Consider the following 25,494-nt stretch of genomic DNA (forward strand, 5'->3'; position numbering starts at 1 on the left):
AGCACGCTCGCCGCGGGCCGGGGCGGTCGGACCGGTGGCACCGGCATCTCCCCGCGGGATGGGATCACCTGCTCCAACGGCGCAACGGGCTCCTCGGGTTCCCGCGCCACACCCCGGCGCCGCGAACTCGCGGGCATCGCTGCCGAGCCGCGCTGCCGGCTGCCGGGACACCTGCGCACGGCGCGCCGCCGAGGACGCGCCGTCAAAGCCCTTCTCCACGCACGGGGTCCGTGATCCACTGCGCTCCTCCCCGCCGCGCTGTCGGCGTCAGCAACGAAGCTGGAGGCAGAGATGCCGTTCGGGCAGGACGTGGCCGTAGCTCGCGCGACCGGCGCCGACCCGGATCTCCCGGCGTCGTGACCGCCACGGCTCCCCGGGGGACGGGGGCGGTCAGCCCTGGGCGAGGCGACGGAGGGCCGGCCCCGCGTCGTCCGGCGATCGCGGAACGGACGCTGCGCACCGACCGGTGGTGGGTGCAGCCGCTGGTCACCGTCGTCGTGCTCGTGCTGTTCATCGCGTACTCGACGTTCCGGGCCTTCCAGAACGCGCACTACTACGCGTCGCCGTACATCTCGCCCTTCTACTCGCCCTGCATCACCACCAGGTGCGAGGGCGACAGCTTCCCCGAGTTCTTCACCGGTCCGTCCTGGATCTCCCCGGCCCTCTACATCCTGGTGCTGCCGCTGGGCATCCGGCTGACCTGCTACTACTACCGCAAGGCCTACTACCGCTCGTTCTGGCTCTCCCCACCGGCGTGCGCGGTCGCCGAGCCGCACCGCCGGTACACCGGCGAGACGCGGCTCCCGCTCCTCGGGCAGAACATCCACCGGTACTTCCTGTACGCGGCGCTGCTGTTCAACGTGATCCTCTTCTACGAGGCCTTCCGCGGTTTCCGGGACGAGACCGGCGAGTGGGGCCACATGGGCCTCGGCACGCTGATCCTGCTGGCGAACGCCGTCCTGCTCTTCATGTACTCGATCTCCTGCCACTCCTGCCGGCACATCGTGGGTGGACGCCTGAACCACTTCTCCAAGCACCCGCTGCGGTACAAGGCGTGGACCTGGGTCTCGAAGCAGAACGCCCGGCACATGCAGTACGCCTGGATCTCGCTGTTCGGCGTCGCCTTCGCCGACTTCTACGTGTTCCTCCTGGCCACCGGCACGATCACCGACCTGAGGTTCTTCTGATGGAGCTCGAGCGGCACGAGTACGACGTCGTCGTCGTCGGGGCGGGAGGTGCAGGCCTCCGGGCCGCGATCGAAGCCCACGAGAACGGCGCGCGGACGGCGGTGGTGTGCAAGTCGCTGCTCGGCAAGGCGCACACGGTCATGGCCGAGGGCGGGATCGCCGCGGCGATGGCCAACCTGTACCCGGAGGACAACTGGCGGGTGCACTTCCGGGACACCATGCGCGGCGGCAAGATGCTCAACCACTGGCGGATGGCGCAGCTGCACGCGCAGGAGGCGCCGGACCGGGTGCGCGAACTGGAGGACTGGGGCGCGCTGTTCGACCGGACGGCGGACGGCCTGATCAGCCAGCGCGACTTCGGCGGCCACCGGTACGCCCGCCTCGCCCACGTCGGCGACCGCACCGGGCTCGAGCTGATCCGCACCCTCCAGCAGCGCACCGTCGCACTCGGCATCGACGTCTACATGGAGTGCACGGTCACCCGGCTCATGACCGATGCCGACGGCGTGACCGGGGCCTTCGGGTACTGGCGCGAGTCGGGCCGCTTCGTCGCCTGGCAGGCGCCGTCGGTCGTGCTCGCCACGGGCGGGATCGGCAAGTCCTACAAGGTGACGTCGAACTCCTGGGAGTACACCGGCGACGGCCACTCGCTGGCGCTGCAGGCCGGCGCGACGCTGGTGAACATGGAGTTCGTCCAGTTCCATCCGACCGGGATGGTGTGGCCGCCGTCGGTCCGCGGGATCCTGGTCACCGAGAGCGTGCGGGGCGACGGCGGGATCCTGAAGAACTCCGCCGGCAACCGCTTCATGTTCGACTACATCCCCGACTTCTTCCGCAAGGAGACGGCGGAGACCGAGGCCGAGGCCGACCGCTGGTACGACGACAAGAAGAACAACCGGCGGCCACCCGAACTGCTCCCGCGCGACGAGGTCGCCCGGGCCATCAACAGCGAGGTGAAGGCCGGCCGGGGCACTCCCCACGGCGGCGTGTTCCTGGACATCGCCTCGCGCCGGTCGGCGGAGTACATCCGCAAGCGGCTGCCCTCGATGTACCACCAGTTCAAGGAGCTGGCCGAGGTCGACATCACGGCCGAGGCGATGGAGGTCGGGCCGACCTGCCACTACGTGATGGGCGGGGTGGAGGTCGAGCCCGACACCGAGGCGGCGCGGGTGCCGGGGTTGTTCGCGGCCGGTGAGGTCGCCGGGGGGATGCACGGCTCGAACCGGCTCGGCGGCAACTCGCTGTCCGACCTGCTGGTCTTCGGACGACGGGCAGGCCTGGCCGCGGCCGAGCACGCGCTGAAGCGCATCGACCGGATCGCGCTCGCCGACGACGCACTCGCGGACGCCGCCCGTGCAGCCCTCGCGCCCTTCGACCGGGAGGGCGGCGAGAACCCGTACACCGTGCAGCACGACCTGCAGCAGACGATGCACGACCTGGTCGGCATCATCCGGACGGCACCGGAGATGGAGCAGGCCCTCGAGCGCATCGCCGCGCTCAAGGAGCGGGTGGCGAACCTGTCGGTCGAGGGCCACCGGCAGTACAACCCCGGCTGGCACCTGGCGCTGGACCTGCCGCACATGCTGGTCGTCAGCGAGTGCATCGCCCGGGCGGCGCTCGAGCGGCAGGAGAGCCGGGGCGGGCACACCCGCGACGACTTCCCCGCCACCGACGCGGACTGGGCACGGACGAACCTGATCTGCTCGCAGGCACCGGACGGCACGGTGGCGCTGACCCGCCAGCCCCTCCCCCAGATGCCGGCCGAGCTCGCCGAGGTCTTCGAGGAGGTCTCGGCGCCATGAGCTACGACGCGACGTTCCGGGTCTGGCGCGGCGACGCCGAGGGCGGCGACCTGCAGTCGTTCACGGTGGCGGTGAACGAGGGCGAGGTGGTGCTCGACGTCATCCATCGGCTGCAGTCGACCCAGGCCGGTGACCTCGCCGTCCGGTGGAACTGCAAGGCCGGCAAGTGCGGCTCGTGCAGCGCGGAGATCAACGGCCGCCCACGGCTGATGTGCATGACGCGGATGAGCACGTTCGGCGAGGACGAGACGGTGACGGTCACCCCGCTGCGCACCTTCCCGGTCATCCGAGACCTCGTCACCGACGTGTCGTTCAACTACGAGCAGGCCTCGCGGATACCGGCGTTCACGCCGAAGTCCCGCGAGGAGGACGGCAACCACCGGATGCAGCAGGTGGACGTCGAGCGCTCGCAGGAGTTCCGCAAGTGCATCGAGTGCTGGCTCTGCCAGGACACCTGCCACGTCCTCCGTGACCACGAGGGGAACAAGGCGGCGTTCTCCGGGCCGCGCTTCATGATCCGGCTGGCCGAGCTCGACATGCACCCGCTGGACACCGTGGACCGCCGCGACGCGGCCCAGGACGACTTCGGGCTCGGTTACTGCAACATCACCAAGTGCTGCAGCGAGGTGTGCCCCGAGGGCATCCACCTCACCGACAACGGCATCATCCCGCTGAAAGAGCGGGTGGTGGACCGGAAGTTCGACCCGCTCACCTGGCTGGGTTCGAGGATCGGGCGCCGTCCCGAAGACTGAGCGCGGGCCGCGCCTCGGGGCGTGGGAGGATCCGGTCCCGTGCGACTTCTCGGGCGGGGTGACCTCCCCCGCGAGGTCGGGGTCCTGGCCGTCATCGCGTTCGTCGTCGCCCTCGGCTTCGGCATCGTGGCGCCGGCCATCCCGATCTTCGCCCGGAACTTCGGGGTCGGGACGACGGCGGTCGGGCTGGCCGTCAGCGCCTTCGCCTTCTTCCGGTTCGTGTCGGCATTCAGCGGCGGCACGCTGGTCGAGCGGTTCGGCGAGCGGGTGGTGCTCACCGCGGGGCTGGGAATCGTCGCCGTCACCACCGGGCTCGCCGGACTGGCGAGCAACTTCCCGGTGTTCCTCGCCCTCCGCGCGGCGGGCGGGGTGGGCAGCGCGATGTTCACCGTCTCCGCGCTGTCCCTGCTGCTGCGCGTCGCCCCGCCCTCGCACCGGGGACGGGCGGCGGCCACCTGGCAGGGCGGCTTCATCCTGGGCGGCATCGCGGGCCCGGCGGCGGGCGGTCTGCTGGCCGAGCTCTCCCCCCGGCTGCCGTTCTTCCTGTACGCCGGCTTCCTGCTGGTCGCCGGGGCGGTGGGGCTGGCGCTGCTGCGCACGGCTCCCACGGCGACCGACCCGGGCGAGGTCCCGGTGCAGAGCGGGCCGGACCTCGACGCGGGCCCGGTCTCGCTGCGCACGGCATTCCGCTCACGGGTCTACATCGCCGCTCTCATCGCCAATCTGGGCGTCGGGTGGGTGCTGTTCGGCGTCCGCAACTCCCTGGTCCCGCTGTACGTGACCGAGGAGCTGGGCCGCACCGTCGCCTGGGCGGGTGCGGGGCTGCTGGCCGGCTCCCTCGCGCAGGCGATCGCGCTGCTCGGGTCGGGCCGGCTGGTCGACGGCTGGGGACGACGTCCCTCGCTGATCCTCGGGTCGACCATCGCCACCGCCTCGATGGCCATCCTGGTGCTACCGCCGGCGATCGGCGCGTTCCTCTTCTCCATGGCCCTGTTCGGCGTGGCCGCCTCGCTCCTGGCCAGCGCGCCGGCGGCGCTGGTCGGTGACGTCAGCCCGGCCCGGGGCGGCCGCGTGGTGGCGGTGTTCCAGATGTCGGCCGACCTCGGCGCCGTCGCCGGTCCGCTGGTCGCCGGCTGGCTGACCGACGTGGCGTCCTTCCAGGTGGCCTTCGCGGTCAGCGCCGTCGTCCTGGGCGCGGGCCTCCTCAGTGCGCTGGCGATGCGACCGCAGAAGCGCGCCACGGCGGCCTGACGGCCGGGGTCACTCCTCCTCGGCCGCAGCCCGGCGCTCGGCGCCGGTCTCGCCCGCGTAGCCGACGTCCTGACCCGACGTCCGGCCGACGAACGTCCCGGACCCGCCGGTGCCCGTGGTGCCGGCCGCATCCGGCTGGTCGCTCTCCTCGCCGCCGGTGGCCCGGGACAGCGCCTGGGCGTCGTCGCGGTCGACGTCCTCCTCGCCCGGGCGGGGGTCGGTGCTCACGGCATGCCGTCGTCGAAGAACGTGCCCGCCGGGGGCAGGGGGCGGCGGATCACCGGCCGCACCTTGCGGGCCGCCGGCAGCCGGACGGTGTAGCTCTCGGCGTTGCCGCGGATGTGGGCGAGGTCGTCGTCGGTGGCCTCCCGGACCACCGCGGCCGGGATACCGGCCACCACCGAGCGAGGGGGCACGGTCGTGTTCGGCGTGACGACGGCGCCGGCGGCGACGATCGAGCCGGATCCGATGCGCGCCCCGTTCATGACGACGCTGCCCATGCCGACGAGGACGTCGTCGTCGATCTGGGCGCCGTGCAGCACGACACGGTGCCCCACCGTGACCCCGCGGCCGATCGTCAGGGGGAAGCCGGGATCGGAGTGGAGCGAGCAGCCGTCCTGCACGTTGGAGTCGGGGCCGATGACGATCGCCTCCTCGTCGGCGCGGGCGACGGCGCCGTACCAGATGCTCGACCGCGCGCCGAGCGTGACGGCCCCGACCACCACCGCCGTCGGCGCGACGAACGCCTCCTCGTCGATCTTCGGCGCACCGAAGTGCAGCTCCGCGACGTAGTTGTCAGCCATCCCGCGCCTCCCGGTCGTCCTCGCGGCAGTCTTGCGGAGATGTGCGCGTTCGAGGAGGGGATCGGCCGCGGCCCGCGAGCGGCAGGGTGCCTATGCCGCCGTCGTGAAGCGGTCCGCTGCAGGACCCTCGAGGCGCCCGGCCGCGATGCGCCGGCCGCAGAGGAGCAGCAGCAGGTCCTGCGCCCGCCCCTGGACGGGCTCCCCGCTGCCGTGGGACCAGGCGATGTCGGTGGCGCGGAGCTCCACCCCGCCGACGTCCACGCCGAAGAAGGCGACGTTCTTCGGCCGCAGCCCGGCGAGCACCATGCCGACCCGTTCGGGCGAGGCGGCGTCGTCGAGGCCCAGGGGCGTCGACACGTCCAGGCCGTGGATGACGTCGTGGGACAGCGCGCCCAGCGGTCCGCCGCCCGGTGGGGACCACGGGTGCTCGATGTTGTCGCGCAGCGACTCCCAGAGCTGGGCGGAGGACAGCACCTGGGCGTCGATGCGCGCCCTGCGGTCGGCCAGGCGGTCGAAGCTCCCCCGGGCCTTGACCATCTCCCACGCCACCCTGGGGAGCGAGTACCGGAAGGGCATCGTGATGTGTGCCAGCACCTCCCTCACCCGCCAGCCCGCGCACAGGCTGGGACGGTCCCAGTCCTGTTCCGACAGGGAGGAGTACAGGGCCACCTGCGCGCGCCGTTCCGCCGCGACGGCCGCCCTGATCCCGATGTCCATCTCTGCCATGTCGTCCTCCTCGGGCCGCCCGACGGGCGATGCACACGGGCTTCGCAGGGAAGGACTCTGTGTCCAGCGGCTACTCATCGGTGCGCATCGGCCGGGAGGGCCGGGTCACGCCCGGGGAGGCGTCGTGCGGGCGTCGGAGACCCGGGCGTGGATGCGCCCGACCATCTGCTCCAGCGGGCTCGGTTCGTCACCCGGGCGGAGCGGCCCGGACGGCATGAGCACCCAGAGCAGCAGGTACACGACGATGCCGGCGCCGCCCGCCACCGTGAGGCCGACGAAGCCGACTCGCCACAGCACCGGGTCGATGCCGCTGTACTCGGCGAGGCCCCCGGAGACGCCGCCGATCATCCGGTCGGTGCCCGCCGTCGCCAAACCGGTGGTCGACGGACTCGAGGCGTCGGCCTGCGGGCTGCTCGTCCGGGCGACCGCGGCCCAGGACTTCCCGTCCACGCCCGAGGCCGTGCGGTGCGAGGAGTGCGCCCGCATCGCCGGCTGAGGCCAGGGGCACGCGCCTTGCCGGAACCGGCGGGGCCGCAGCAGGATCGAGCGCCCGATGTGGAGAGGGACTCGATCATGGCGGCGAACTCCCGGATCAAGCCGGTCGAGCGAGCCACCCAGCGGACGTGGGACGAGTGGCTGCGGTTCATGGACGGCAGTGAGCCGAACAAGAACGGGACGGCGTCGCTCGTGGTCGACCAGATGGGTCTGCAGACGCTGGAATTGAACGAGGAGGCCCGGGAGCGGTGGGCCTCGATCGTCCGCCGGTTCCTGGAGACCACGTAGTCGTCCGGGTACGGACGTCGGCGCCCCGACTGCTGGCGGCCCGCTCTCTGCCCGTGCCTGCGGTGCACGCTCTCGTCACGAACGGCGCGGTCGCCGCGCGGATCGACCCGGGCGGCGAGTTCGACGCGGCACCTTCGTCGTCGAGGACGGCCGGATCAGTCGATGTACGCCATGCGCGACCCGCACACAGTCGGCAGGCTCGACACGGTGGCCGAGCCGCGGCGGTGACGGAGGTCCGCGGCCTTGAGTCGGGAGCGACGTGGAACGCAGCGAGATCCTCATCATCGGCGGCGGCAACGCCGGCATCTCCCTGGCGGCGCGGTTGATCCGCGACGGCGCCCGGGACGTCACCGTCGTGGCCCCTCAGCCGGTGCACCGGTACAAGCCGCTGCTCAACTACGTCGGCGCCGGCCAGGCGACGATGGCGGACCTCGAGCGCCCGATGGCCGACGTCGTCCCGGACGGGTGCAGATGGATCCGGGACAGCGTGGAGGCGGTCGATCCAGCGGCCATGACCGTGCGCACGCGCGGCGGGCGCACGCTGCACGGTGCGACCCTCGTCATCTGCCCCGGTCTCGTGGAGGACTGGGAGGCCACGCCTGGACTGCAGCTGGCGTACGCCGACGGGTGGGCTGCTTCCACCTACGTGCCGGGCAGCGCCCCGCAGGTGTGGCCGAGGCTCTCGTCGCTGCGCGGTGGCGCGGTCGTCTTCACCGTGCCGCCGGAGCCGGCCTCCTGCGGTCCGACCGCGCTCAAGCCGCTCCTCATGGCGTGCGACCACTGGGAGCGCGCCGGGGTCCTCCCGAACTTCCAGGTCCGGCTCCTCCTGCCGGCCGCGAGCGCGACCGGGCTACCGGAGGCCGACCGGATCCTGGAGCGCACCTTCGCGGACTACGGCATCGAGGTGCTGCGCGAGGCGCGCGTCGAGAGTGTGGAGTGGGACGTGCACGCGCTGACGGTCGCGACGTCCACGGGCCGGCAGGTGCTCGAGGACGTCGTGTTCGCCCACGCCGTCCCGCACTACCGGGCTCCGCGGTGGATCGCGGACGCCAGCCTCGCCGTCCACGCGACCCCCGGCCTGGTCGACATCGACCCGCAGACGCTGCGATCGCGCCGGCACGAATCCATCTGGGCGATCGGCGACGCCGCCGACGTGGGCACCCGTCCCTCGGGTGGAGCGCTCCGCAAGCAGGTCGACGTCCTGGCCCAGAACCTCATCGGCGGCGCGCGCGGGAAGGCGCTGCAGCGGTACGACGGGTACACCGTCATGCCCATCACCGTGAGCCGGCGGAAGCTGATGCTCAACGAGGTCGATCGCGACGGTCGAGCGCGCCCGTCGGTGCCCTTCCTGAACCCGTTCACGTCGCGCCGCTGGCAGTGGCTGTTCGACCGCTACGGGCTGCCGCAGGTCTACTGGCGCCGCATCCTCCGCGGACGGGTGTGAGCCGGCTCAGACGTTGAAGCGGAACGAATCCGGGGTCATCGGACGACGTTGGCAAGCGACGGATATAGCGGCTGAGCTGCACATATGCCGTTGGGCAAGATCGGCCGCGATGGGCGCTGATTGACCGTCTTGCGGACGGTGTGCGGACCGCCCGTGGCTCGGCTCGCCCCTCGTCCAGCCCGTGCGCTCAGTGTAGGCAGCTGCGCTGTCCAGCCGTGTCCTCCACGGGGTCCCCCTACCAGCCGAGCCTGAAAGGGCATGACCAGCTTCTCGATCTAGTTCCACCGGGGTACCTGCGAGCTCGACATCACCGAGTTCCCCGGCGAGCACGCGGACGAGAAAGCTCCCGCCGTTCGCGTCGACGCGGAGATCGCCGGGATCAACGGTGATCTCCCGGTACTCTGCTGATCATGAGTTCCGCCGACGGTTGGGACCTCACCGTCCCCGAGGACGCAGCCGAGTTGCTCGCCGAGCTACGCCGCCACGGCGTGCGGCCCGGCCAGCGCCTCCACGTGGTTCGCGCCTCGGACGATCAATCGCAGCAGTCGAGTGAGCCGACCGAGGGCTCGGCCACTGGCACACTCGACTTCATCGGCTCGGTGCACGGCGGCCCTGCCGACCTCTCCACCCGGACCGACGACTACCTCCGGCGGAGCTTCGGCCGCGAGTGATCCTCCTCGACACCAACCTGCTCGTCGCTGCCGCCAGGACCGCAGACACCAACCACCACAGCGCGGCGCGGCTGCTCGAGACCCTCGTCGAACCGCGACTGGTCCCGCCCACCGTGGTCGCTGAGGTCTGTTACCTGCTCAGCGAATGGGGTGGTCCGGACGCCGAGGTCCGGTTCCTGCGCGACTTCCGGCCGGGTGGCCTGCGCTTGGTCGAGCTGACCGACACCGATGTCGCTCGGATGGCCGACCTTGCCGAGCGGTATGCCGACCTCCGCCTCGGCGGTACCGACGCGTCGATCATCGCCATCGCCGAGCGCCTCGGCATCCATCGCATCGCCACGTTCGATCGGCGGCACTTCACGGTCGTTCGCCCCGCACATGTCGAGGCGTTCACGCTCTTGCCTGAGGCCACGTCGTCCTGACCCGGCGAACACCCACGTCGACCCGGCACCGGCTCTGCCGTAGGTGCTCCGCGGTCCTCGTCCCCCCGGTATCCCGCCCGTAGGTCCATGGAGGGTGACGCTAGGGCCGGGTCCTCCAGGTCAGTGGTTACGTCTCCGAGAGGAGGGGTGACATTCGACTGGGCGTCTCGGTCAATGGCACTGACATTCCAGGTACCGCGGTTGGCAATGGTGGCCGGCGCGCTGGGGTGACCCTCATGCCGCCGCTCATTTACCAATGCCATCCAACAATGACCAGCATGCCACCCCCGAAGATGCCGAAGAGCCCGCGAGACGCGGCCGGAGCTACCCCTGTCGGTAGCATACGTGCCGTTCTGCAGTAAAGGGAAATTTGCTAGCGATAAGCGTTGGTAGCTAACGGTTGCGGGCAATCGCAGGCGTCATTTCATTGGCCATTAACAACAGTCGCTGATCATAGGCAGGATGACGACGGGCCGGTTGCTCGTGACGATGACGTCCCGCTGTGCCGGTGGCACAGACTCACGGGCCTCTCAGTTCGTCCGCACAGGCGGTCCGCCTACGGCGCACACACGAAAGCCAGCCGCTCGACGGCGTCTGATCAGCCTGCCGAACCTGGCCCCACCGCCCGGACCCGACCACCGCGCTGCACCCCACGGCCGGATGCCAAGGCGCCCGGTCCGATGACCCCTGCCCGCTACAGGTCTTGACTGGCGAGGCGAAAGCTAGTCCCCACGGCTCAAACGAGGGGACTTCTTCATGCGCCACGGGACTGTCAGACCCTGCTCCTACGGTCGGGAGGTTGCTATACCGCCGGTTTCAGGCAAGGGGAGACATGACGCTGAAGGACGACGTCACTAAGGGCGTTAACGACGTGCTGGCTGCTTCGTGGAAGACCGAGAACGCCACCGTCGTGCCCGAGACGGAGGACGTAGCGCTCGCCAACGGGGCGAAGCTGCTCGATGCGACCTACCTCTACGCCGACATGGCCGACTCCACTGGACTGGCGCAGGGCTACGACAGCCCGGCCGTGGCCCAGGTGATGCGGGCCTACCTCAACGCGGCGACGCGCATCTTGAACGCCCAGGGAGGCAAGATCCGCTCGTTCGACGGAGACCGGGTGATGGCCATCTTCATCGGCAACGCCAAGAACACGGACGCAGCCACCGCTGGCCTCAAACTCAACCGGGTGCTCGACGAGATCATCAATCCGGCGCTCAAGAAGAAGTGGCCCAGCTTCAAGTGGGTGATGACTCACGGCGTGGGCATCGACACCGGGCAGGCCATGATCGTGCGAGGCGGCGTGCGTGGACACAACGACCTCGTGTCCATCGGACGGGCACCGAACATTGCCGCCAAGCTCAGCGAGGTCCGCGGCGGCAAGCGGATCAACATCACGTCCGCCGTCTACAGCAAGCTGAACGCAGGCGCCAAGATCGGCGACAACGGCAACGACATGTGGACGAAGATGGGGACGACCACCTACGGGTCGAACCAGGTCACCTACTACGGCTCCAGCTGGCGGAAGGGGCTGTGACCGCCCCCGACACTCGCGACACCGCCTGGCGCATCCACGCGTCCATCGTGGACTGGACGGGCAAGGTCGACGCCAAGGCGTCCTTTGCGCTGGCGATCGAGTCTGCTGCTCTCGCCGGGATCGTCACGCTGACCGGCAGCGGGCGCCGGCTGGACGGTCTCTCCGGCTGGGAAGTCGGTCTCTTCTGGACCGGCATCGCCATCCTGCTGGCCGGCGTCCTATCAGTCATTACCGTGGTGGCACCGCGCCTGCGGTCAACCAAGATGCCCAGCGAGTGGCAGAACAACTATGTCTACTTCGGGCACCTGATGCACTGGAATCCTGAAGACCTCCAACAAGCTTTCGAGGAAGAGGATCCTGTCCCGGCGGTGACACGGAACATCGTCGTAATGAGCAAGATCGCCTGGACGAAGCACCGTCGGCTGCAAGCGTCCATGTGGCTCGCCACGTTCGGCGCGGCCCTGGTGGGTGTCGCCGCCGCGATGAACGGCTGACCCTCAGAGCGGGCGGATCGTCAGGTAGTCGGTCTCGCTCCACTGCTCCACTGCTTCTCGGCGAGCTCGCGCAAGACATAGCTGTCGCTTCGCAGAGGATGTCCTTGACCGCCTGGTCAGGTTGTTCGTGTCCGGCTCCTGCCGATGCGGCTGTCCATCCATCTCGGCCTTCTTCTTCGCGCTCCAGGAACGTGGCATCGAGATGCCGTAGATCAGCTCGACGTTGGCGGGGAACTGATAGCACACGGGCACTGTGAGCCGTAGCTCATCGGCGTAGGCCCGGTAACGCATTACAGCAGGCCGCTGCTTCCACTTATCGGAGCGGGTCTGGCGAGACTTAGCGACCGGGTCAACCTTTATCGTCATTCTTGCTTCTAATTCATCACTTATGTCACGCGACTACTACCCGAACTCGTTGCCCCACGGACTGTCACCGCACCCCCTTACCCTTGGACCTACCGGCCACCGACAGAGGGAGACAGCTTGAGCGACCTGGAGCGGGACATTTTGAACCGCCTGTCCACGCTGCTGAATCATCCGTGGGAGGTTCGCGACGGTCGGGTCGTCCCGGACAGCAAGACGGTCTACGACAAACAGGCGGTCAAGCTCGACGCGACCTACCTCTACGCGGACATGGCCGGCTCGACCGAACTGGCTCAGTCCATCGACGCCGAGGTGGCAGCCAGGGTCATGCGGGTCTACCTGGACATGGCCGTGCGGGTGATCCGCTACAACGAGGGTGACATCCGCAGCTTCGACGGGGACCGCGTCATGGGCATCTTCGTCGGCTGGGATAAGGAGAGCCGGGCGGCGAAGGCAGCACTCGGGATCGAGTACTGGCGGGGTTTCCTCGACTACTTACTCCCCACGCGGCTGGCGGAGGTCAAGGCAATCGGCTGGGAACTCAAGCACGGCGTCGGCATCGACACGGGAGAGGCTCTGTTGGTACGCGCGGGCATCCGCGGCAACGACGACCTCATCTCCATCGGCCGGGCACCGAACATAGCGGCCAAACTCAGCGGTCTCCGGGAGGGCTACAGCCTCTACGCCACCGATGACGCCTACTACGGCATGGACACGGAGACCTCTTACGAAGACGACGAATACAACCAGCCGAGGTGGACCTGGCTCGGTGAGCGAGACTTCGGGGGTCGCAAGGTCACGGTGTACGGGTCGAACTACGGCTGGGAGTACTGACGGTGCTCGACCCGGACGAGCGGGGCCTGGCGCCTCCACGCGGCGATCGTCGACTGGACGGGGAGGGCAGACACCAAGGCGAGTTTCGCTCTATCTATCGGATCAGACTGTTTTTCATGGTCTGACACGTTTTACGTTGTCTGGCCTCTGTTGAGTCGGCCAGTGATTGCATCGTAAAGGTAGCTTGTGCGGGTAGACGCTTTTACGACTACTGGCCATCCTCGTTGAGCAGCCGCTCGAGCCGGTCATGGCTTCCGCGGTCGACTGTATAGGCCTGACCCTTCGCAGTCAGAAGCTGGTATTCCCCACGCTGGGACTTGGTGATCACCAACACGTGATCGGTATTGATCCACAGCTCACCGTTCTGGACCCCGCACTGAATGAAGGCCATGTTCCCAACCCTTCGCTTTCCGTTATCATGTCTATGAATGCAGGATCATTATGGCATCGCTGGACTCATCGAGCTTGCCGAGCGCGGCCTGCTGGCCGGCTTCATCCGTGACGAGCTGTGACTTGGGATCTCCGTGCGTCAGGTCCCGCGCCTCATTCATGACCGGCTCGGTCCTCGACCGACTCGCCGAGCCATCGAGCGCCGGGACGTTGTGTGCCCGTAGGCCTACAGAGGAATCCTAAGAATCTGCCCCACCTGGACCTTATTCGGATCTTGAAGGCTGTTGGCTGCCGTAATCTTCTGGACGTCGGACCCTGTCTCACGAGCGATGGCCGTCAAGGTGTCGCCCTTCACCACCTGATGCAGCTGATATCCGTGCATCCCTCCAATGACGATTACAGGCACGGATTGCGTGTCGAGGCCTGGATCGCGCTCCCCTGAAGGGTCGTCACCGAACAACTGGAACGTGGCGGGACCGACGTACTCCGTGTTGACAGATGCTTTGTGGACGAAGGACTCCATGAGGCCCATCGAGCCGGCCGAGAAGAAGTCCTTGGCGATCTCGTGCTCTCCCGCGAGCAGCCGCCAGCCGTAGGAAGCTTCGAACGCCGTCCCCATTGCGGCGATCGGCAATGTCCTGCCGACCAGATCGCCCGCCAGAGGCTGCCGAAGCTGGATCCCGTACGTGTCCATTTAAACCCTCCTGTGACTCGAGCGGGCACGCGCTGTAGCGAACCCTGCACTCAGGGTGCCCGCGCTCAGTAGCTCCAAACCACACACTTGCAACTACGTCTTCCAGCGGTGTGCGGACGGCCTAGAGATGGATCCCTCCCCTGCAGGACGCCCGGCGAGGCAGCTGCTGTGCTGTACGGACGTCGCTGCAGCGGTTCCCCGGGTGCGATCGCTCTGCGGTGACGGTGACGGCGGAGCCAGGGCTGTCAGACCGATCGAACTCAGTTCTGAGTGGGAGGCGCCTCTGCGCGCCGGCTATCGCCCCGCCAGCCCGTGCCCCGCCAGCCCTCAGTGCGGGCCAGGGGGTCATCCACCAGCCAGCGACGGCCCGGGCGGCCAGCCGGCTGACTCCTGGGACACGTCAGCAGGCTCGCTCGGACGTACGGGGGTCCCGGCGGCCCATCGGTCCTCAAGCATCGTGGCGACCAGCCCGCGAATGTCCTCGGGAACGGCGGCTCGGTCGACCTCGACAGACTCATCTGCCGCACTCCAGGTGTTTCGAACTCAGTCGCGCCGGTCCGCATCGAAGCGTCCCGGTATCCAATGCGCTACGACGATGTTCCGGGGTCAGCCAACCGCTGGCGTCCTGTTGGGAATCCCTTGCCGGCACGCAGAACAGACCTGCACGGGGCCGCGAAGATGCCCCCGGCAACACCACCTGTTCACTCATGTCGACGCCGAGCGGGGCGGCGCACTGAAGGTGCGAGGGTCAGCCAGAAACGGCGACCTTCAGCTTGGTCATGAGCTCGGCAAACTGACCGTCGTTGCAGCCGATCACATCGCCCACCTGGAACCACTGGAGCACCACCGCCTTCGGCGACCAGTCGGCCGAAGCGACGCCCTTGTGGTGGATAATGTCGTGACGGAAACGCCGCAGATCACCGAAAACATCGCTCGTCACGTTATTCAGCTGGACACCGCACAACCCGGCCAGATGCGGACGGTGCACGTCGTCCCAGCGATGGAATGTCGAGACAATCCACTGCTGCGCCAATGTCACCGGTGTTGGCCCGTGCGGGTCGGCGGCCGTCTCCAGTTCGGAACGCCGAACCCACAAGTGATGAGTCGGCGACCCCTCCGCATCGGGCGCACTAGCACCGATGAAGATTCTGGGGTCGGGGTTCTCCGTCGACCCACCATGCTGCGCGGTCTGGTCGGCGAAATGCTGGAGGCCGGCGACTGCGAACTTGGTCGTAACGTAGGTCTGTCGAAGTTCAGCGACGATTCCGCAGTAGTAATCCCGCGCCGGATCACCACTCACGCCAGCAGGGTAACTTAGTCGCGCCTCGGTCGATGATGCCGTAGGCCATCCTCGTCGGGACGACGCCCCCTTGGAGTGAGCTTCCGGCCGACGCGGGACCACCCACTGACACGTCCGCCGTCCACTCCCCTGCGCTTCCCACAACCCGCCCGATCCGGCTGGCGCTGGCCGAGGGAAGGGTCGGCCGCAGGCCGATCCCGAAGGGACGCGAAGCGCCCTTCCCGCGACCGAGGCAGCCGGCACGCTGATCGGGTGGGACGCGCGTCGCCGAAACCTCGGGCGTGCCGACGAGGGAGCCGGATTCTGTTCCTCAGCCATGGGTCAAGGCAGCCAACCTCACGCCGCGCCGTCACCGGGGCGCCTGCCGCCAGTCCCCATCCAGTCCCCAACAGGTTCAACAAGACCCATCTGTCTCCGAACGCCACCAACCATGAAAATGCAGGTCGGGCGGCCGATTAACGAAGAGCCGCAGGAGCTCAAGCACGCGGGGGGAGTTCGCGATGCACTACGACATCCGATCCACATAGCGCCCTGACCTGCGGGACGATCGCCGTCTCGATCGTCGTGCTGACCACCGGCGGAAACGGGCGACGGGAGGCAGCAGGCTCGTCCATATAGCCGGCCGCTTGCCACGATTGACCTCCGTCCGGTGACCCCCAGGGGCCGCACGGGTCCGGAGGAAGAGTCGGTCAGAGGCCCATCGCATGAAGTCGCGCAGCGCCCATCCGGCGAACTCCTGCCGCCGACACGCTGCGGCCGGGCGGAGAGCGGGCATCCCATCGTCAACGCCTCCCAGGGGGGGCCCACGTATGAAACTCCAGGTCACCACTACGGGAGGAAAACTGGAGAAGCGGGTGGACACTCCGGTGCAGCTGGGCGCAGCCGCGATCACGCCGATCTCCGGCTTCCACAGCGGCGATGGTCCGCCCACAAGTCTCGCCCCCAGCTTCACTGACAGACCTGTGCGCTACACCGTCACCTGGGGCGAGCGCCGACTCGATCGATGACGAGAGGCAGGACCATGGCCAGCATCTCGAGGTTGCCGAACGGTAAGTACCGGCCGCGGTACCGGGACGAGCGCGGCAAGGAGCACGCTCGCCACTTCGACCGCAAGGTTGACGCCCAGCGCTGGCTGGACGAGGTCACCGCGGCCGTGGTCACCGGCACCTACGTCGACCCCGGCGCGGGCCGGCAGACCTTCGCCGAGTACTACGCCGAGTGGTCGGCCCGCCAGGTGTGGGCGCCCGGCACCGAGAGCGCGATGAGCCTGGCCGCCCGGTCCACAACCTTCGCCGACGTCCGGATGCGGTCCCTGCGCCGCTCGCACGTCGAGCACTGGGTCAAGAGCATGGTCAGCCGTGGCCTGGCGCCGGGCACCGTGCACACCCGGACCAACAACGTCCGCGCCGTCCTGCGCGGCGCCGTCGCCGACCGCGTGATCCCGCGAGACCCGAGCGAAGGCATCGCGCTTCCCCGCCGTCGTCGCGCGGCCGCCGCCATGGCACTGCCGACACCCGCCCAGATTGGAGCGATCCTCGAGGCCGCCGACGGACCCTTCCGCGCCTTTGTCGGGCTGTGCGCCTTCGCCGGCCTGCGGCTCGGCGAAGCGGCCGCCGTCCGTGTCGGCGACGTCGACTTCCTCCGCCGCACCCTCACCGTCGCCCGCCAGGTGCAGCGCGCCCCCGGCGGCACGATAGAGCTGCGCGCACCCAAGTACGGCAGCGAGCGACAGGTCTACCTCGCCCCGTCATTGGTCGACCTGCTCGCCCGGCACGTCGCCGCCCACTGCCCGGAGGGCACCTGGCTCTTCACCGGGGACGCCTGCCAGCCACCCCACCAGAACACCGTCGGCCACCGCTGGCGGACGACTCTCGCCGCGGCCGGCCTCAGCGGCGTCAAGCTGCACGACCTCCGGCACTTCTACGCCTCCGGGCTCATCGCCTCCGGCTGCGACGTCGTCACCGTCCAGCGGGCCCTCGGGCACGCCAGCGCCACCACGACGCTGAACACCTACAGCCACCTCTGGCCCACCGCGGAGGACCGCACGAGGCGGGCAGCCGAGGAACTTTTCGCGGACAGTTGCGGACTGGGTGCGGACTCGGCCACCTCGACGAGCCGCTAACCTGCGCAAACATCCCCGGCTACACGTTGAAGCGGAACTCCACGACGTCGCCGTCGGCCATGACGTACTCCTTGCCCTCCATGCGAACCCGGCCCTTGGCCTTGGCCTCGGCCATAGAGCCGGCCTCCAGCAGCTGGTCGTAGGAGACGATCTCCGCCTTGATGAAGCCGCGCTGGAAGTCGGTGTGGATGACACCGGCGGCCTGTGGGGCGGTCGCGCCGACCGGGATGGTCCAGGCGCGGGCCTCCTTGGGCCCGGCGGTGAGGTAGGTCTGCAGGCCGAGCGTCGCGAAGCCGACGCGGGCGAGCTGATCGAGACCCGGCTCGTCCTGCCCGATGCCGGCGAGCAGCTCGGCGGCCTCCTCGGCAGGCAGCTCGGCGAGCTCGGACTCGATCTTGGCGTCCATCAGGATCGCCTCGGCCGGCGCGACCATCCCGCGGAGTTCGGCGATGAGCTCCTCGTTCCCGAGCTCCTCCTCGTCGACGTTGAAGACGTAGAGGAACGGCTTGGTGGTCATCAGGCCGAGCTCGCGCAGGGGAGCCGGGTCGACGCCGGCGGCGAAGAGCGTCCTGCCCTCGTTCAGCACCTTCTGCGCGTCGACGGCGGCGGCGTGCAGGGCGGCGCGCTCCTTGTCCTTGCGCATCTCCTTCTCCAGCCGCGGGATCGCCTTCTCCAGCGTCTGCAGGTCGGCCAGCAGGAGCTCGGTGTTGATCGTCTCGATGTCGTCCGCGGGAGACACCTTCCCGTCGACGTGCACCACGTCGGGGTCGGTGAACACCCGGATCACCAGGCAGATCGCGTCGCTCTCGCGGATGTTGGCGAGGAACTTGTTCCCGAGACCGGCCCCCTCGGACGCGCCCCGGACGATGCCGGCGATGTCCACGAACGACACGGTCGCCGGGATGATTTTCTGCGAGCCGAAGATCTCCGCGAGCTTCTCCAGCCGCGAGTCGGGTACGCCCACCACACCGACGTTGGGCTCGATCGTCGCGAACGGGTAGTTCGCCGCGAGGACGTCGTTCTTGGTCAGGGCGTTGAAGAGGGTCGACTTGCCGACGTTGGGCAGGCCGACGATCCCGATGGTGAGACTCACGGGGAACCAGCGTACGTGTGCCGAGCGCAGTCGATCGCCGGCACGGACGGCCGCGGGTGCCGGTGCGGGAGGCAGGCTCCCGGTGTTGTCGCCAGCACAGGCATACGCCAAGGTCAGCGCATGATCGGCCGCATATTCGGCATCGTCGCCGCTCTCATCCTCGCGGGCTGGCTGTACTGGCTCACCGCCCGCGTCCAGGTTCTGCTGACCCATGCCGAGGCCGCCCTGGACCGGGCCGACCGGACGCTCGCCGCCGCGATGGCCATGGTCGCCGCGACCCCGCCGATCGCGACCCAACTCTCCGCCGTCGCGGCACCGCGGGAGGAAGCGCCGGCGATACCCGCACTCACCGCCGCCTCCATGACCTCGCCGGCTCCCGCACCCGTGACCGTCCCGTCCCCGGCCGACGGCCCGCCTACCGTCCCGACCGGCATGGCCGTCGAGGCCGAGAAGAGGGCACTCGTCGAACGCGCCTTCTCCGTGCACGGCGCACCGCGCCGGTTCACGTTCAAGGCGTCGAACAACGGGGACGCCTGAGTCCCTCGACTACAGCGGTGCAGGGACGAGGATCTCGGTGCCGTCGGGGCGCCAGGTGCGCCATCGGCCGTCGGGTTGTCGTTCGACCCGGAAGCCGTGGTGCACCTTGGTGTGGTGACGTTCGCAGAGCAGCGCGGAGTTCTCCAGGCTGGTCGGGCCCTCGTGGAGCACCCACTCCTGGACATGGTGGACGTCGCACCAGTGGGTGGGCGCCTCGCAGCCGGCGAACACGCAGTGCCGCTCCTGCACCTCCACGGCCCGGCGCAGGCCCGGCGGGACGATCCGCTTGCTGCGGCCGTGATCCAGGACCTCGCCGTCGGGCCCCATGACGACCCTGCTGATGGTCCCGTCGCAGGCCAGCCAGCGGGCCCGGGAGGCGGAGATGACGGCACCGAATCCCATGTCCGCCGCACCGGGGCCGGTGGACGGGTCGGCCAGGTCCTCGACGTCGATCAGGACGATGACGTGCGGCTTGACCGTGCGCATGATCGGCGCCTGGCCCGAGGCGAGGGTGACGTCGGCCCACTGCACCAGCGCATCACCGAGCTGCTGGGCGCGGGTGCGCAGGTCGCCGGCGGGCCGGTTGGCCTGCACGAACGACTCGAGCACCGACTGCACCTTCTCCCCGCCGACCGCGTCGAGGTCGAAAGCGCCACTCAGGCTGCCGTCGGAGTGCTTCGTCATCCGCAGCGAGCGCTGCTCGGTCGGATCGGGCTCGCTGCCGTCGGGGTCGAGTCGCTCCAGATAGTGGTGCACCACCCGACCCAGGTGCGCGTGCTGGCGGGTGGCAGCCGTCTCCGCGAGCACCGCATCGACCTCGGCCAGGTCCACACCCTGCTCGGCGGCCGCCGCCACGTTCTCCGGCGACACCACCGGGGCGAGCACCGACACCTGCTCGGCGGTGATCTCACCGGCAGCGCAGCCGGCCGCCACCGCAGGCAGATGCTCCAGCACCCGCCCGTTGCGCACGAGCTGACCGGCCGCGGACGGCGAGAGGCGAGCATGCCCGCGCAACCACGACCGCATCGTCTTCAACCCGTCGTGCTCCGGCGCCTGCGTCAGGTCGGTCACCCGCACCGTGCGCGCCAGCTCGGCGTCGATCCGGTTCCGCGCCCGCACCAGCTCCGCGCTCCGGTCCAGCAGCTGGGGCGCGACCATCGCGTGCAGGTCCTCGGCGGCAAGGGCGTCCAGCGCCGATGCCAACTCGCCCACGACACCTCCACACCGCTCGATCATGTGTTCGAAGTCTACCCCGCAACAGCGCTCTGCGCAGCATGAATCCGCAGGTCAGGAGCACGTCCACAGATGCGGACGAGGGCTTGACGACGATGCGTCAGGCACCCGGAGGAGGGAGCAGGCCCCGCTCGACGGCGACCATCACCGCCCGCGTGCGGTCGTCCACGCCGAGCTTGGCGAACACCCGCAGCAGGTGGGTCTTCACCGTCGCCTCACCGATGAACAGCTCCCGGCCGATCTCGGCGTTGGTCGACCCGCGCGCCACCCCGGCGAGGACCTCCAGCTCCCGCGCCGTCGGGGCCTCGGCCGCAGGCGCCCGCATGCGGGACACCAGCCGCGCCGCCACCGGCGGCGCCAGCACCGTCTCCCCGCGTGCCGCGGCGCGAACCGCCTGGGCGAGCTGGGGCAGCGGAGTGTCCTTGAGCAGGTAGCCGGTCGCGCCGGACTCCACTGCCCGCACGATGTCGGAGTCGGTGTCGTAGGTGGTCAGCACCAGCACTCGGACGCCGGGGTGTGTGGCCGCGATCCGCCCGGTGGCCGCGACGCCGTCCATCCGTGGCATGCGCAGGTCCATGAGGACGACGTCCGGGGCGTGCTCGGCCACCGCCGCCAGCGCCTCCAGCCCGTCGGCCGCCTCCCCCACGACCTCCAGGTCGGGCTGCGCGGCCAGCCAGCCCACGAGCCCCCCGCGGACGACGGGATGGTCGTCCACCACAAGCACCTTGATCATGGCTCGACTCCGGTCTCGTTCCGCTCCTCGCTCGCTGGCGCTCGCTGCGATGCTCGCTCGACCGTCGTTCTCGCGGCGATCATGGCTCGACTCCGGTCTCGTTCCGCTCCTCGCTCGCTGTCCCCCGCAAGCGGGAGGTGCCCCAGCCCGGGGCGATGCTCGCTCGACCGTCGTTCTCGCGGCGATCATCGCGCCGGCACCCGCACCGTGACCCGCGTGCCGCGACCGGGCTGGGAGACGACGTCCACCGCGCCCCCCACCTCCGCCGCGCGGTCCCGCAGACCGGCCAGTCCCACACCGGCGGTCTCGGCCGGGTCGAACCCGACGCCGTCGTCCTCGACGTGCACCGACACCTGAGCGGACTCCCCCGACCCGACCCGGCCGATCCGCAGCACGACCGCGCTGGCCGATGCATGGCGCCGGACGTTGGCCAGCGCCTCCTGCGCGCCGCGCAGCAGCACGATCTCCTCGGCGCGGCTGAGGCCCGCCTCGGTGTCGGCCAATGCGGCGGTGTCCAGCCGGGTGGCGATGCCGGTCTCCCGGCCGAACCGGTCGGCCAGCCGCTGCAGGGCCTCCACGAGCGTGCTCGAGTCCAGGGCAACCGGCGAGAACGCGGCCACCATCGCCCGCGCCTCGGCCAGGTTCTCCCGCGCGACCTCCTCGATGAGGGCCAGCCGCTCCGCGGCCGCGGACGGGTTGCCCGCCAGCGCGGCGGCGGCGGCCTGTGCCAGCACCACGATGCTCGTGTAGCCCTGCGCCAGGGTGTCGTGCACCTCCCGGGCCAGCCGTTCGCGCTCGGCCACCATGCCCTGCTGGTGATGGGCGTCGGCGAGCTCGGCCCTCGTGGCCTCCAGTTGGCCGATCAGCACCGCGCGCTGCCGGCTCCGGTCCGTCACCCGGCTCACCCACAGACCCATGGCGAGGCTGAGCACCATCCCGACCAGCGTCTGGCCCGGTCCCCACAGCGGCTCGGTGCCCCGGGTCCAGCTGATGGCCGGCCCGATCGTGCCCGCCAGGGCCAGCGCCACGGTCCAGGACACGCCCTCGCGCACGGACTCCACGAGGAACCAGACCTGCGGATAGGCCAGGAACATGAGGAAGAGCAGCGAGGGCTGCTCCCAGGCCAGCACGCCGAAGACCGCGACATGGACGACCAGGTAGGCCCGCGCCCTGCGGACGTCGCTCCCCCGCACCGCCGGGGCGCCGAGCAGCAGGTATGCCACGGTCCAGGTCGCCAGCGCGGTCATGAGCACCGGGCGGGATCCGTCGACGTCGCCGACCAGCACGACGAGCGATGCGACGGCGACCAGGACGACGAAGGCCGCGTGCAGCACGAGCACCGTGGCCCGGAGGCCGGCCTCCGGCAGCGGCGCTCCGCCGTCGTCCGCGCCGCGGGCGGGGACGACGGCGGAGCCGAGCAGACCGGTGGTCACCGGTCGGCCCGGCGCCAACGGAAGGTACGGACGCACACCATGGCGCCGATGATCACCCATGCGAGGAGCACCAGGGCCGTTCTGCCGTGTTCCCACCCGGCGGCGATCTCGAAGGCGCCGGCCTCGTCGGGCAGGAACGCCGACCGCATGCCCTGGGTCAGCCACTTGAGCGGGAAGAGCGCCGCTGCCTGCTGCATCCAGCCTGGCAGCTCCAGGAAACCGAAGAAGACACCGGAGAAGAACTGGAGCACGATCGCGAACGCCGACACCCCGGTGTTCACCGAGGCCGCGCTCCCCGGCAGCGCCGAGACGGCCACGCCCAGGACCGTGCCGGCGAGTGCGCCGAGCACCGCCACCCACCCGAAGGTCAGCCAGTGCTGCAGATCGGATGGCATGGGGACGTCGTACGCGTAGTGGGCCAGCGGCAGGAGCAGCGCCAGCTGCGCCGCCGTGGTGACCAGGACCTGGCCGGCCTTGCCGGCGAAGTAGGCCACCGGCGGGGTGCCCAGCACCTGCAGCCGCTCCAGTCGACCGTTCTCCCGCTCGGTCGCGATGGACGTGCCGACGGCCTGGAAGCTGGTCAGCATGATCCCGGTCGCCGCGATCCCGGCCAGGAAGTAGTGCGTGAAGGGGACGTCGCCGGGACGCTCGTCGCCACCCAGGACCGCCGCGAAGATGACCAGCATGATCACCGGGTAGGCGAAGGAGAACACCACCTGCTGGCGCTCCCGGAAGAACAGCCGCAGCTCCAGGCCGACCCGGCGGAGCGCGATGCGCGCGGCCGACGGCGGCGTGGGACGGTCGGGCGACGCGGGCGGGGTGGACGGCGACAGGACGGCGGTCATCGAAGGTCTCCCTCGGGCTCGGCGGGAACGGTGGACGGGCTGCCGACGAGCGAGAGGTAGACGTCTTCCAGGCTCGGGCGGTTGACGGTGAGGCCCGGGACGTCGCCGGGACCGGCGAGCAGGTCTCGCAGGACGGCGGCGGGTGACTCGGTGCGCACCTCGTGCACCGCGGCGCCCTCGGTCCAGCGGACCGTGGCCAGCCGCCGCAGTTCGGCGCCGAGCTCGTCGGGCGGGGCCACCTCGACCAGCCGGCCCTCGGCGACGACACCGACCCGGTCGGCCAGCTGGGCCGCCTCGTCGAGGTAGTGGGTGGTCAGCAGCACGGTCGTCCCGTCGGCGCGCAGCCCGCGGACCAGCTCCCAGAACTGCCGTCGGGCGACCGGGTCCATCCCGGTCGTCGGCTCGTCGAGGAAGACCAGCTCCGGCCGGCCCTGCACGCCGAGGGCCACCTCGAGGCGGCGGCGCTGCCCGCCGGACAGCCGCCCGACGCGCGTGCCCGCCTTCTCCTCCAGCCCGACGGCGGCGATCAGCTCCGCCGTCGGCCGGGGCGTCGCGTGGTACCCGGCGAAGTGGTCGAGTACCTCGCGCACGCTGAGTTCCTGCGCGGCGCCCTCACCCTGGCTGACGACGCCGATGCGGGCCCGCCAGTCGCGCCCGGCGCGGGCCGGGTCGGCGCCGAGGACGCGCAGCTCGCCGCCGTCCCGTTCCCGGACGCCCTCCAGCATCTCGATCGTCGTCGTCTTGCCGGCGCCGTTCGGCCCGAGCAGGGCGAACACCTCGCCGCGGACCACGTCGAGGTCGAGGCCGTCGACGACGGCCCGGTTCCCGTACCGCTTGACCAGTCCGCGCATGCGCACGGCCGGTTCCGTCTGTGCCGCCGTCGCCCCGGGTCGGGCCGCGGCCTGTGTCGTCGTCATGGCACGACCCTGCTGCCGACGGCGTGCCCTCCGTGACCGCCGAACCGCTGATCCGCCGTCCACCGTCCGGTGGACGCAGTCGGCCGTCCCCACCTCGCCGGTCGCCAAGGCGGCGAGGAGTGCGGCGGTCCTCGATGGTGCGCAGCACTCCCTCCTCCCCATGCCTCTCGACGAGCGACGCCCAGGTCAGCGGCCAGTTCCGTACGCTGTACGACGTCGGGTCGGACAACGGCGTACGCCGTACGGAGACACTCCGCCACCGCTCGACGGGCACGCGGGAGAGTGAGGACATGGCCACGGAGTTCACCGGCACCGGCGACCCGGCCCGCAGCATGGCCCTGCTCTGGCGCACCAGCGGGGACGGCGGCTCGCGACCCGGTCGGAAGTCGGCGCTGGACGTCGACCGCATCGTCGCGGCCGCCGTCCGGCTGGCCGACGCCGACGGGCTCGCCGAGCTGTCGATGCGCCGCGTCGCCGCAGAGCTCCACGTGGCGGCGATGACCCTCTACACGCACGTGCCGGGCAAGGGAGAGCTCGTCGACCTCATGCTCGACGCCGTCCTGGGTGAGCTCTACCCGGACGAGGAGGTGGTGGCGTCAGGGGCCTGGCGGAAGCGGCTCAGGACCCTCGCCCGGGCCAACTGGGACTTCTTCCTCCGGCACCCCTGGGCCGTGCACGTGTCGACCGGCCGTCCGCCGCTCGGGCCCGGACTGGTGCGCAAGTACGAGTTGGAGCTCCGTGCCGTGGACGGGCTGGGCCTCTCCGACGTCCAGATGGACTCGCTCGTGACGTTGGTCAACGGCTTCGTGCGGGGAACGGTCGGCGGGGTGCGCGAGAAGGCCGACGCCGAGCGGGTGACCGGCATCGGCGAGGACCAGTGGTGGGCCGCGACCGAGCCCTACGTCGCCCAGGTCTTCGACCCCGAGCGGTACCCGACCGCCGCCCGCGTGGGATTGGTCGCGGGCGCGGAGCGCGGGGCCCACGACCCGGACCGGTCGTTCGAGTTCGGGCTCGAGCGGCTGCTCGACGGCATCGGCGTGCTCATCCTCGACGCCTCGCGATGACGCGCCGGAGGTGCCCACGGCGACGTCCGAAAACCGCCAGTAGGCGTCGGGCCGTACTGGCATGCTC

28 protein-coding genes are annotated in these 25,494 nt (G+C 70.1%); 14 read left to right on the top strand and 14 right to left on the bottom strand.

Going from position 1 to position 25,494, the window contains the following annotated elements:
- The first annotated feature begins 356 nt into the window (after positions 1–356).
- The 4 genes from FHU33_RS20085 to FHU33_RS20100 are packed head-to-tail and all read left to right on the top strand — an operon-like array spanning position 357 to position 4,992.
- Positions 357–1,187 (top strand): hypothetical protein, encoded by an 831-nt coding sequence (locus FHU33_RS20085; RefSeq protein WP_142027391.1) that lies wholly within the window; start codon positions 357–359, stop codon positions 1,185–1,187.
- A complete protein-coding gene (locus FHU33_RS20090; protein WP_211355291.1) occupies positions 1,187–2,989 on the top strand; it encodes a fumarate reductase/succinate dehydrogenase flavoprotein subunit in 1,803 nt (600 codons plus the stop codon). Before FHU33_RS20085 ends, FHU33_RS20090 begins: the two co-directional genes overlap by 1 nt.
- Positions 2,986–3,741 (top strand): succinate dehydrogenase/fumarate reductase iron-sulfur subunit, encoded by a 756-nt coding sequence (locus FHU33_RS20095; protein WP_142027392.1) that lies wholly within the window; start codon positions 2,986–2,988, stop codon positions 3,739–3,741. The genes FHU33_RS20090 and FHU33_RS20095 overlap by 4 nt, the downstream gene beginning before the upstream one ends.
- Before the next feature lie 39 nt (positions 3,742–3,780).
- The gene (locus FHU33_RS20100; RefSeq protein ID WP_142027393.1) at positions 3,781–4,992 is read left to right on the top strand and encodes an MFS transporter; all 1,212 of its coding nucleotides are present in this window, start codon (positions 3,781–3,783) and stop codon (positions 4,990–4,992) included.
- Positions 4,993–5,001: 9 nt separating this feature from the next.
- Here the strand turns inward: FHU33_RS20100 and FHU33_RS20105 are convergent, their stop codons facing one another.
- From FHU33_RS20105 to FHU33_RS20120, 4 genes are all read right to left on the bottom strand, one after another.
- Positions 5,002–5,220 carry a hypothetical protein gene (locus FHU33_RS20105; RefSeq protein WP_142027394.1) on the bottom strand — a complete coding sequence of 73 codons (219 nt, stop codon included), beginning with the start codon at positions 5,218–5,220 and terminating at the stop codon, positions 5,002–5,004.
- Positions 5,217–5,795, bottom strand: a complete 579-nt coding sequence (locus FHU33_RS20110) for a gamma carbonic anhydrase family protein (RefSeq protein ID WP_142027395.1) — start codon at positions 5,793–5,795, stop codon at positions 5,217–5,219. Before FHU33_RS20110 ends, FHU33_RS20105 begins: the two co-directional genes overlap by 4 nt.
- Before the next feature lie 90 nt (positions 5,796–5,885).
- Positions 5,886–6,521: a maleylpyruvate isomerase family mycothiol-dependent enzyme gene (locus FHU33_RS20115; protein ID WP_142027396.1), complete on the bottom strand. Its 636-nt coding sequence runs from the start codon at positions 6,519–6,521 to the stop codon at positions 5,886–5,888.
- A 105-nt stretch (positions 6,522–6,626) separates the two neighbouring features.
- A complete protein-coding gene (locus tag FHU33_RS20120; RefSeq protein ID WP_246064032.1) occupies positions 6,627–6,971 on the bottom strand; it encodes a PspC domain-containing protein in 345 nt (114 codons plus the stop codon).
- 123 nt (positions 6,972–7,094) lie between these two features.
- Here FHU33_RS20120 and FHU33_RS20125 point away from each other — a divergent pair, with 123 nt between their 5' ends.
- The 7 genes from FHU33_RS20125 to FHU33_RS20155 all read left to right on the top strand — a co-directional run bounded on the left by FHU33_RS20125 (position 7,095) and on the right by FHU33_RS20155 (position 13,066).
- A complete protein-coding gene (locus tag FHU33_RS20125; protein ID WP_142027398.1) occupies positions 7,095–7,304 on the top strand; it encodes a hypothetical protein in 210 nt (69 codons plus the stop codon).
- Positions 7,305–7,563: 259 nt separating this feature from the next.
- Positions 7,564–8,748 (top strand): NAD(P)/FAD-dependent oxidoreductase, encoded by a 1,185-nt coding sequence (locus FHU33_RS20130; protein ID WP_142027399.1) that lies wholly within the window; start codon positions 7,564–7,566, stop codon positions 8,746–8,748.
- A 410-nt stretch (positions 8,749–9,158) separates the two neighbouring features.
- Positions 9,159–9,419: a hypothetical protein gene (locus FHU33_RS20135; RefSeq protein WP_142027400.1), complete on the top strand. Its 261-nt coding sequence runs from the start codon at positions 9,159–9,161 to the stop codon at positions 9,417–9,419.
- Positions 9,416–9,841, top strand: coding sequence for a type II toxin-antitoxin system VapC family toxin (locus tag FHU33_RS20140; protein ID WP_142027401.1), 426 nt, complete (start codon positions 9,416–9,418; stop codon positions 9,839–9,841). The genes FHU33_RS20135 and FHU33_RS20140 overlap by 4 nt, the downstream gene beginning before the upstream one ends.
- A gap of 832 nt (positions 9,842–10,673) precedes the next feature.
- A complete protein-coding gene (locus FHU33_RS20145; protein WP_142027402.1) occupies positions 10,674–11,375 on the top strand; it encodes an adenylate/guanylate cyclase domain-containing protein in 702 nt (233 codons plus the stop codon).
- Positions 11,372–11,869, top strand: coding sequence for a Pycsar system effector family protein (locus tag FHU33_RS20150; RefSeq protein ID WP_142027403.1), 498 nt, complete (start codon positions 11,372–11,374; stop codon positions 11,867–11,869). The genes FHU33_RS20145 and FHU33_RS20150 overlap by 4 nt, the downstream gene beginning before the upstream one ends.
- Before the next feature lie 483 nt (positions 11,870–12,352).
- The gene (locus FHU33_RS20155) at positions 12,353–13,066 is read left to right on the top strand and encodes an adenylate/guanylate cyclase domain-containing protein (protein WP_142027404.1); all 714 of its coding nucleotides are present in this window, start codon (positions 12,353–12,355) and stop codon (positions 13,064–13,066) included.
- A gap of 208 nt (positions 13,067–13,274) precedes the next feature.
- On the opposite strand, the gene FHU33_RS20160 is transcribed toward FHU33_RS20155, so the two are convergent.
- The 4 genes from FHU33_RS20160 to FHU33_RS20170 all read right to left on the bottom strand — a co-directional run bounded on the left by FHU33_RS20160 (position 13,275) and on the right by FHU33_RS20170 (position 15,450).
- Entirely contained in the window at positions 13,275–13,457 is a 183-nt protein-coding gene (locus tag FHU33_RS20160; protein ID WP_142027405.1) for a hypothetical protein, read from the bottom strand.
- A gap of 31 nt (positions 13,458–13,488) precedes the next feature.
- Positions 13,489–13,617 (bottom strand): hypothetical protein, encoded by a 129-nt coding sequence (locus FHU33_RS26315; RefSeq protein WP_281281688.1) that lies wholly within the window; start codon positions 13,615–13,617, stop codon positions 13,489–13,491.
- A 65-nt stretch (positions 13,618–13,682) separates the two neighbouring features.
- Complete coding sequence (locus FHU33_RS20165) at positions 13,683–14,150, bottom strand: LysM peptidoglycan-binding domain-containing protein (RefSeq protein WP_142027406.1); 468 nt, start codon at positions 14,148–14,150, stop codon at positions 13,683–13,685.
- Between the two features lie 748 nt (positions 14,151–14,898).
- Complete coding sequence (locus tag FHU33_RS20170; RefSeq protein WP_142027407.1) at positions 14,899–15,450, bottom strand: hypothetical protein; 552 nt, start codon at positions 15,448–15,450, stop codon at positions 14,899–14,901.
- 1,021 nt (positions 15,451–16,471) lie between these two features.
- Between FHU33_RS20170 and FHU33_RS20175 the strand changes: the two genes are divergently transcribed.
- On the top strand, positions 16,472–17,572 hold the full coding sequence (locus FHU33_RS20175; RefSeq protein WP_142027408.1) for a tyrosine-type recombinase/integrase: 1,101 nt from the start codon (positions 16,472–16,474) through the stop codon (positions 17,570–17,572).
- Between the two features lie 19 nt (positions 17,573–17,591).
- Here the strand turns inward: FHU33_RS20175 and ychF are convergent, their stop codons facing one another.
- A complete protein-coding gene (ychF, locus tag FHU33_RS20180) occupies positions 17,592–18,665 on the bottom strand; it encodes a redox-regulated ATPase YchF (RefSeq protein ID WP_142027409.1) in 1,074 nt (357 codons plus the stop codon).
- A 120-nt stretch (positions 18,666–18,785) separates the two neighbouring features.
- Between ychF and FHU33_RS20185 the strand changes: the two genes are divergently transcribed.
- Positions 18,786–19,202, top strand: coding sequence for a hypothetical protein (locus FHU33_RS20185; RefSeq protein WP_142027410.1), 417 nt, complete (start codon positions 18,786–18,788; stop codon positions 19,200–19,202).
- Positions 19,203–19,211: 9 nt separating this feature from the next.
- Here FHU33_RS20185 and FHU33_RS20190 read toward each other — a convergent pair whose 3' ends face one another.
- The 5 genes from FHU33_RS20190 to FHU33_RS20210 form a co-directional block, all read right to left on the bottom strand.
- A complete protein-coding gene (locus FHU33_RS20190; RefSeq protein ID WP_142028067.1) occupies positions 19,212–20,414 on the bottom strand; it encodes an HNH endonuclease signature motif containing protein in 1,203 nt (400 codons plus the stop codon).
- Between the two features lie 121 nt (positions 20,415–20,535).
- A complete protein-coding gene (locus tag FHU33_RS20195) occupies positions 20,536–21,168 on the bottom strand; it encodes a response regulator transcription factor (protein WP_142027411.1) in 633 nt (210 codons plus the stop codon).
- Between the two features lie 185 nt (positions 21,169–21,353).
- Entirely contained in the window at positions 21,354–22,601 is a 1,248-nt protein-coding gene (locus tag FHU33_RS20200; RefSeq protein ID WP_142027412.1) for a sensor histidine kinase, read from the bottom strand.
- Entirely contained in the window at positions 22,598–23,446 is an 849-nt protein-coding gene (locus FHU33_RS20205) for an ABC transporter permease (RefSeq protein WP_142027413.1), read from the bottom strand. The genes FHU33_RS20200 and FHU33_RS20205 overlap by 4 nt, the downstream gene beginning before the upstream one ends.
- On the bottom strand, positions 23,443–24,363 hold the full coding sequence (locus tag FHU33_RS20210) for an ABC transporter ATP-binding protein (RefSeq protein ID WP_142027414.1): 921 nt from the start codon (positions 24,361–24,363) through the stop codon (positions 23,443–23,445). Before FHU33_RS20210 ends, FHU33_RS20205 begins: the two co-directional genes overlap by 4 nt.
- A gap of 290 nt (positions 24,364–24,653) precedes the next feature.
- Between FHU33_RS20210 and FHU33_RS20215 the strand changes: the two genes are divergently transcribed.
- Positions 24,654–25,427, top strand: a complete 774-nt coding sequence (locus FHU33_RS20215; protein ID WP_142027415.1) for a TetR/AcrR family transcriptional regulator — start codon at positions 24,654–24,656, stop codon at positions 25,425–25,427.
- The last annotated feature ends 67 nt before the right edge of the window (positions 25,428–25,494 follow it).

This window comes from Blastococcus colisei, from assembly GCF_006717095.1.
GTDB lineage: Bacteria > Actinomycetota > Actinomycetes > Mycobacteriales > Geodermatophilaceae > Blastococcus_B > Blastococcus_B colisei.

Excerpts from the sequence above, each read along its gene's own strand:
- FHU33_RS20135 (WP_142027400.1), top strand. The coding sequence starts at position 9,159 with ATGAGTTCCGCCGACGGTTGGGACCTCACCGTCCCCGAGGACGCAGCC.
- FHU33_RS20215 (WP_142027415.1), top strand. The coding sequence starts at position 24,654 with ATGGCCACGGAGTTCACCGGCACCGGCGACCCGGCCCGCAGCATGGCC.
- FHU33_RS20110 (WP_142027395.1), bottom strand. The coding sequence starts at position 5,795 with ATGGCTGACAACTACGTCGCGGAGCTGCACTTCGGTGCGCCGAAGATC.
- FHU33_RS20195 (WP_142027411.1), bottom strand. The coding sequence starts at position 21,168 with ATGATCAAGGTGCTTGTGGTGGACGACCATCCCGTCGTCCGCGGGGGG.
- FHU33_RS20090 (WP_211355291.1), top strand. The coding sequence starts at position 1,187 with ATGGAGCTCGAGCGGCACGAGTACGACGTCGTCGTCGTCGGGGCGGGA.
- FHU33_RS20125 (WP_142027398.1), top strand. The coding sequence starts at position 7,095 with ATGGCGGCGAACTCCCGGATCAAGCCGGTCGAGCGAGCCACCCAGCGG.
- FHU33_RS20115 (WP_142027396.1), bottom strand. The coding sequence starts at position 6,521 with ATGGCAGAGATGGACATCGGGATCAGGGCGGCCGTCGCGGCGGAACGG.
- FHU33_RS20165 (WP_142027406.1), bottom strand. The coding sequence starts at position 14,150 with ATGGACACGTACGGGATCCAGCTTCGGCAGCCTCTGGCGGGCGATCTG.
- FHU33_RS20095 (WP_142027392.1), top strand. The coding sequence starts at position 2,986 with ATGAGCTACGACGCGACGTTCCGGGTCTGGCGCGGCGACGCCGAGGGC.
- FHU33_RS20185 (WP_142027410.1), top strand. The coding sequence starts at position 18,786 with ATGATCGGCCGCATATTCGGCATCGTCGCCGCTCTCATCCTCGCGGGC.
- FHU33_RS20205 (WP_142027413.1), bottom strand. The coding sequence starts at position 23,446 with ATGACCGCCGTCCTGTCGCCGTCCACCCCGCCCGCGTCGCCCGACCGT.
- FHU33_RS20175 (WP_142027408.1), top strand. The coding sequence starts at position 16,472 with ATGGCCAGCATCTCGAGGTTGCCGAACGGTAAGTACCGGCCGCGGTAC.
- FHU33_RS20145 (WP_142027402.1), top strand. The coding sequence starts at position 10,674 with ATGACGCTGAAGGACGACGTCACTAAGGGCGTTAACGACGTGCTGGCT.
- FHU33_RS20210 (WP_142027414.1), bottom strand. The coding sequence starts at position 24,363 with ATGACGACGACACAGGCCGCGGCCCGACCCGGGGCGACGGCGGCACAG.
- FHU33_RS20160 (WP_142027405.1), bottom strand. The coding sequence starts at position 13,457 with ATGGCCTTCATTCAGTGCGGGGTCCAGAACGGTGAGCTGTGGATCAAT.
- FHU33_RS26315 (WP_281281688.1), bottom strand. The coding sequence starts at position 13,617 with ATGAATGAGGCGCGGGACCTGACGCACGGAGATCCCAAGTCACAGCTC.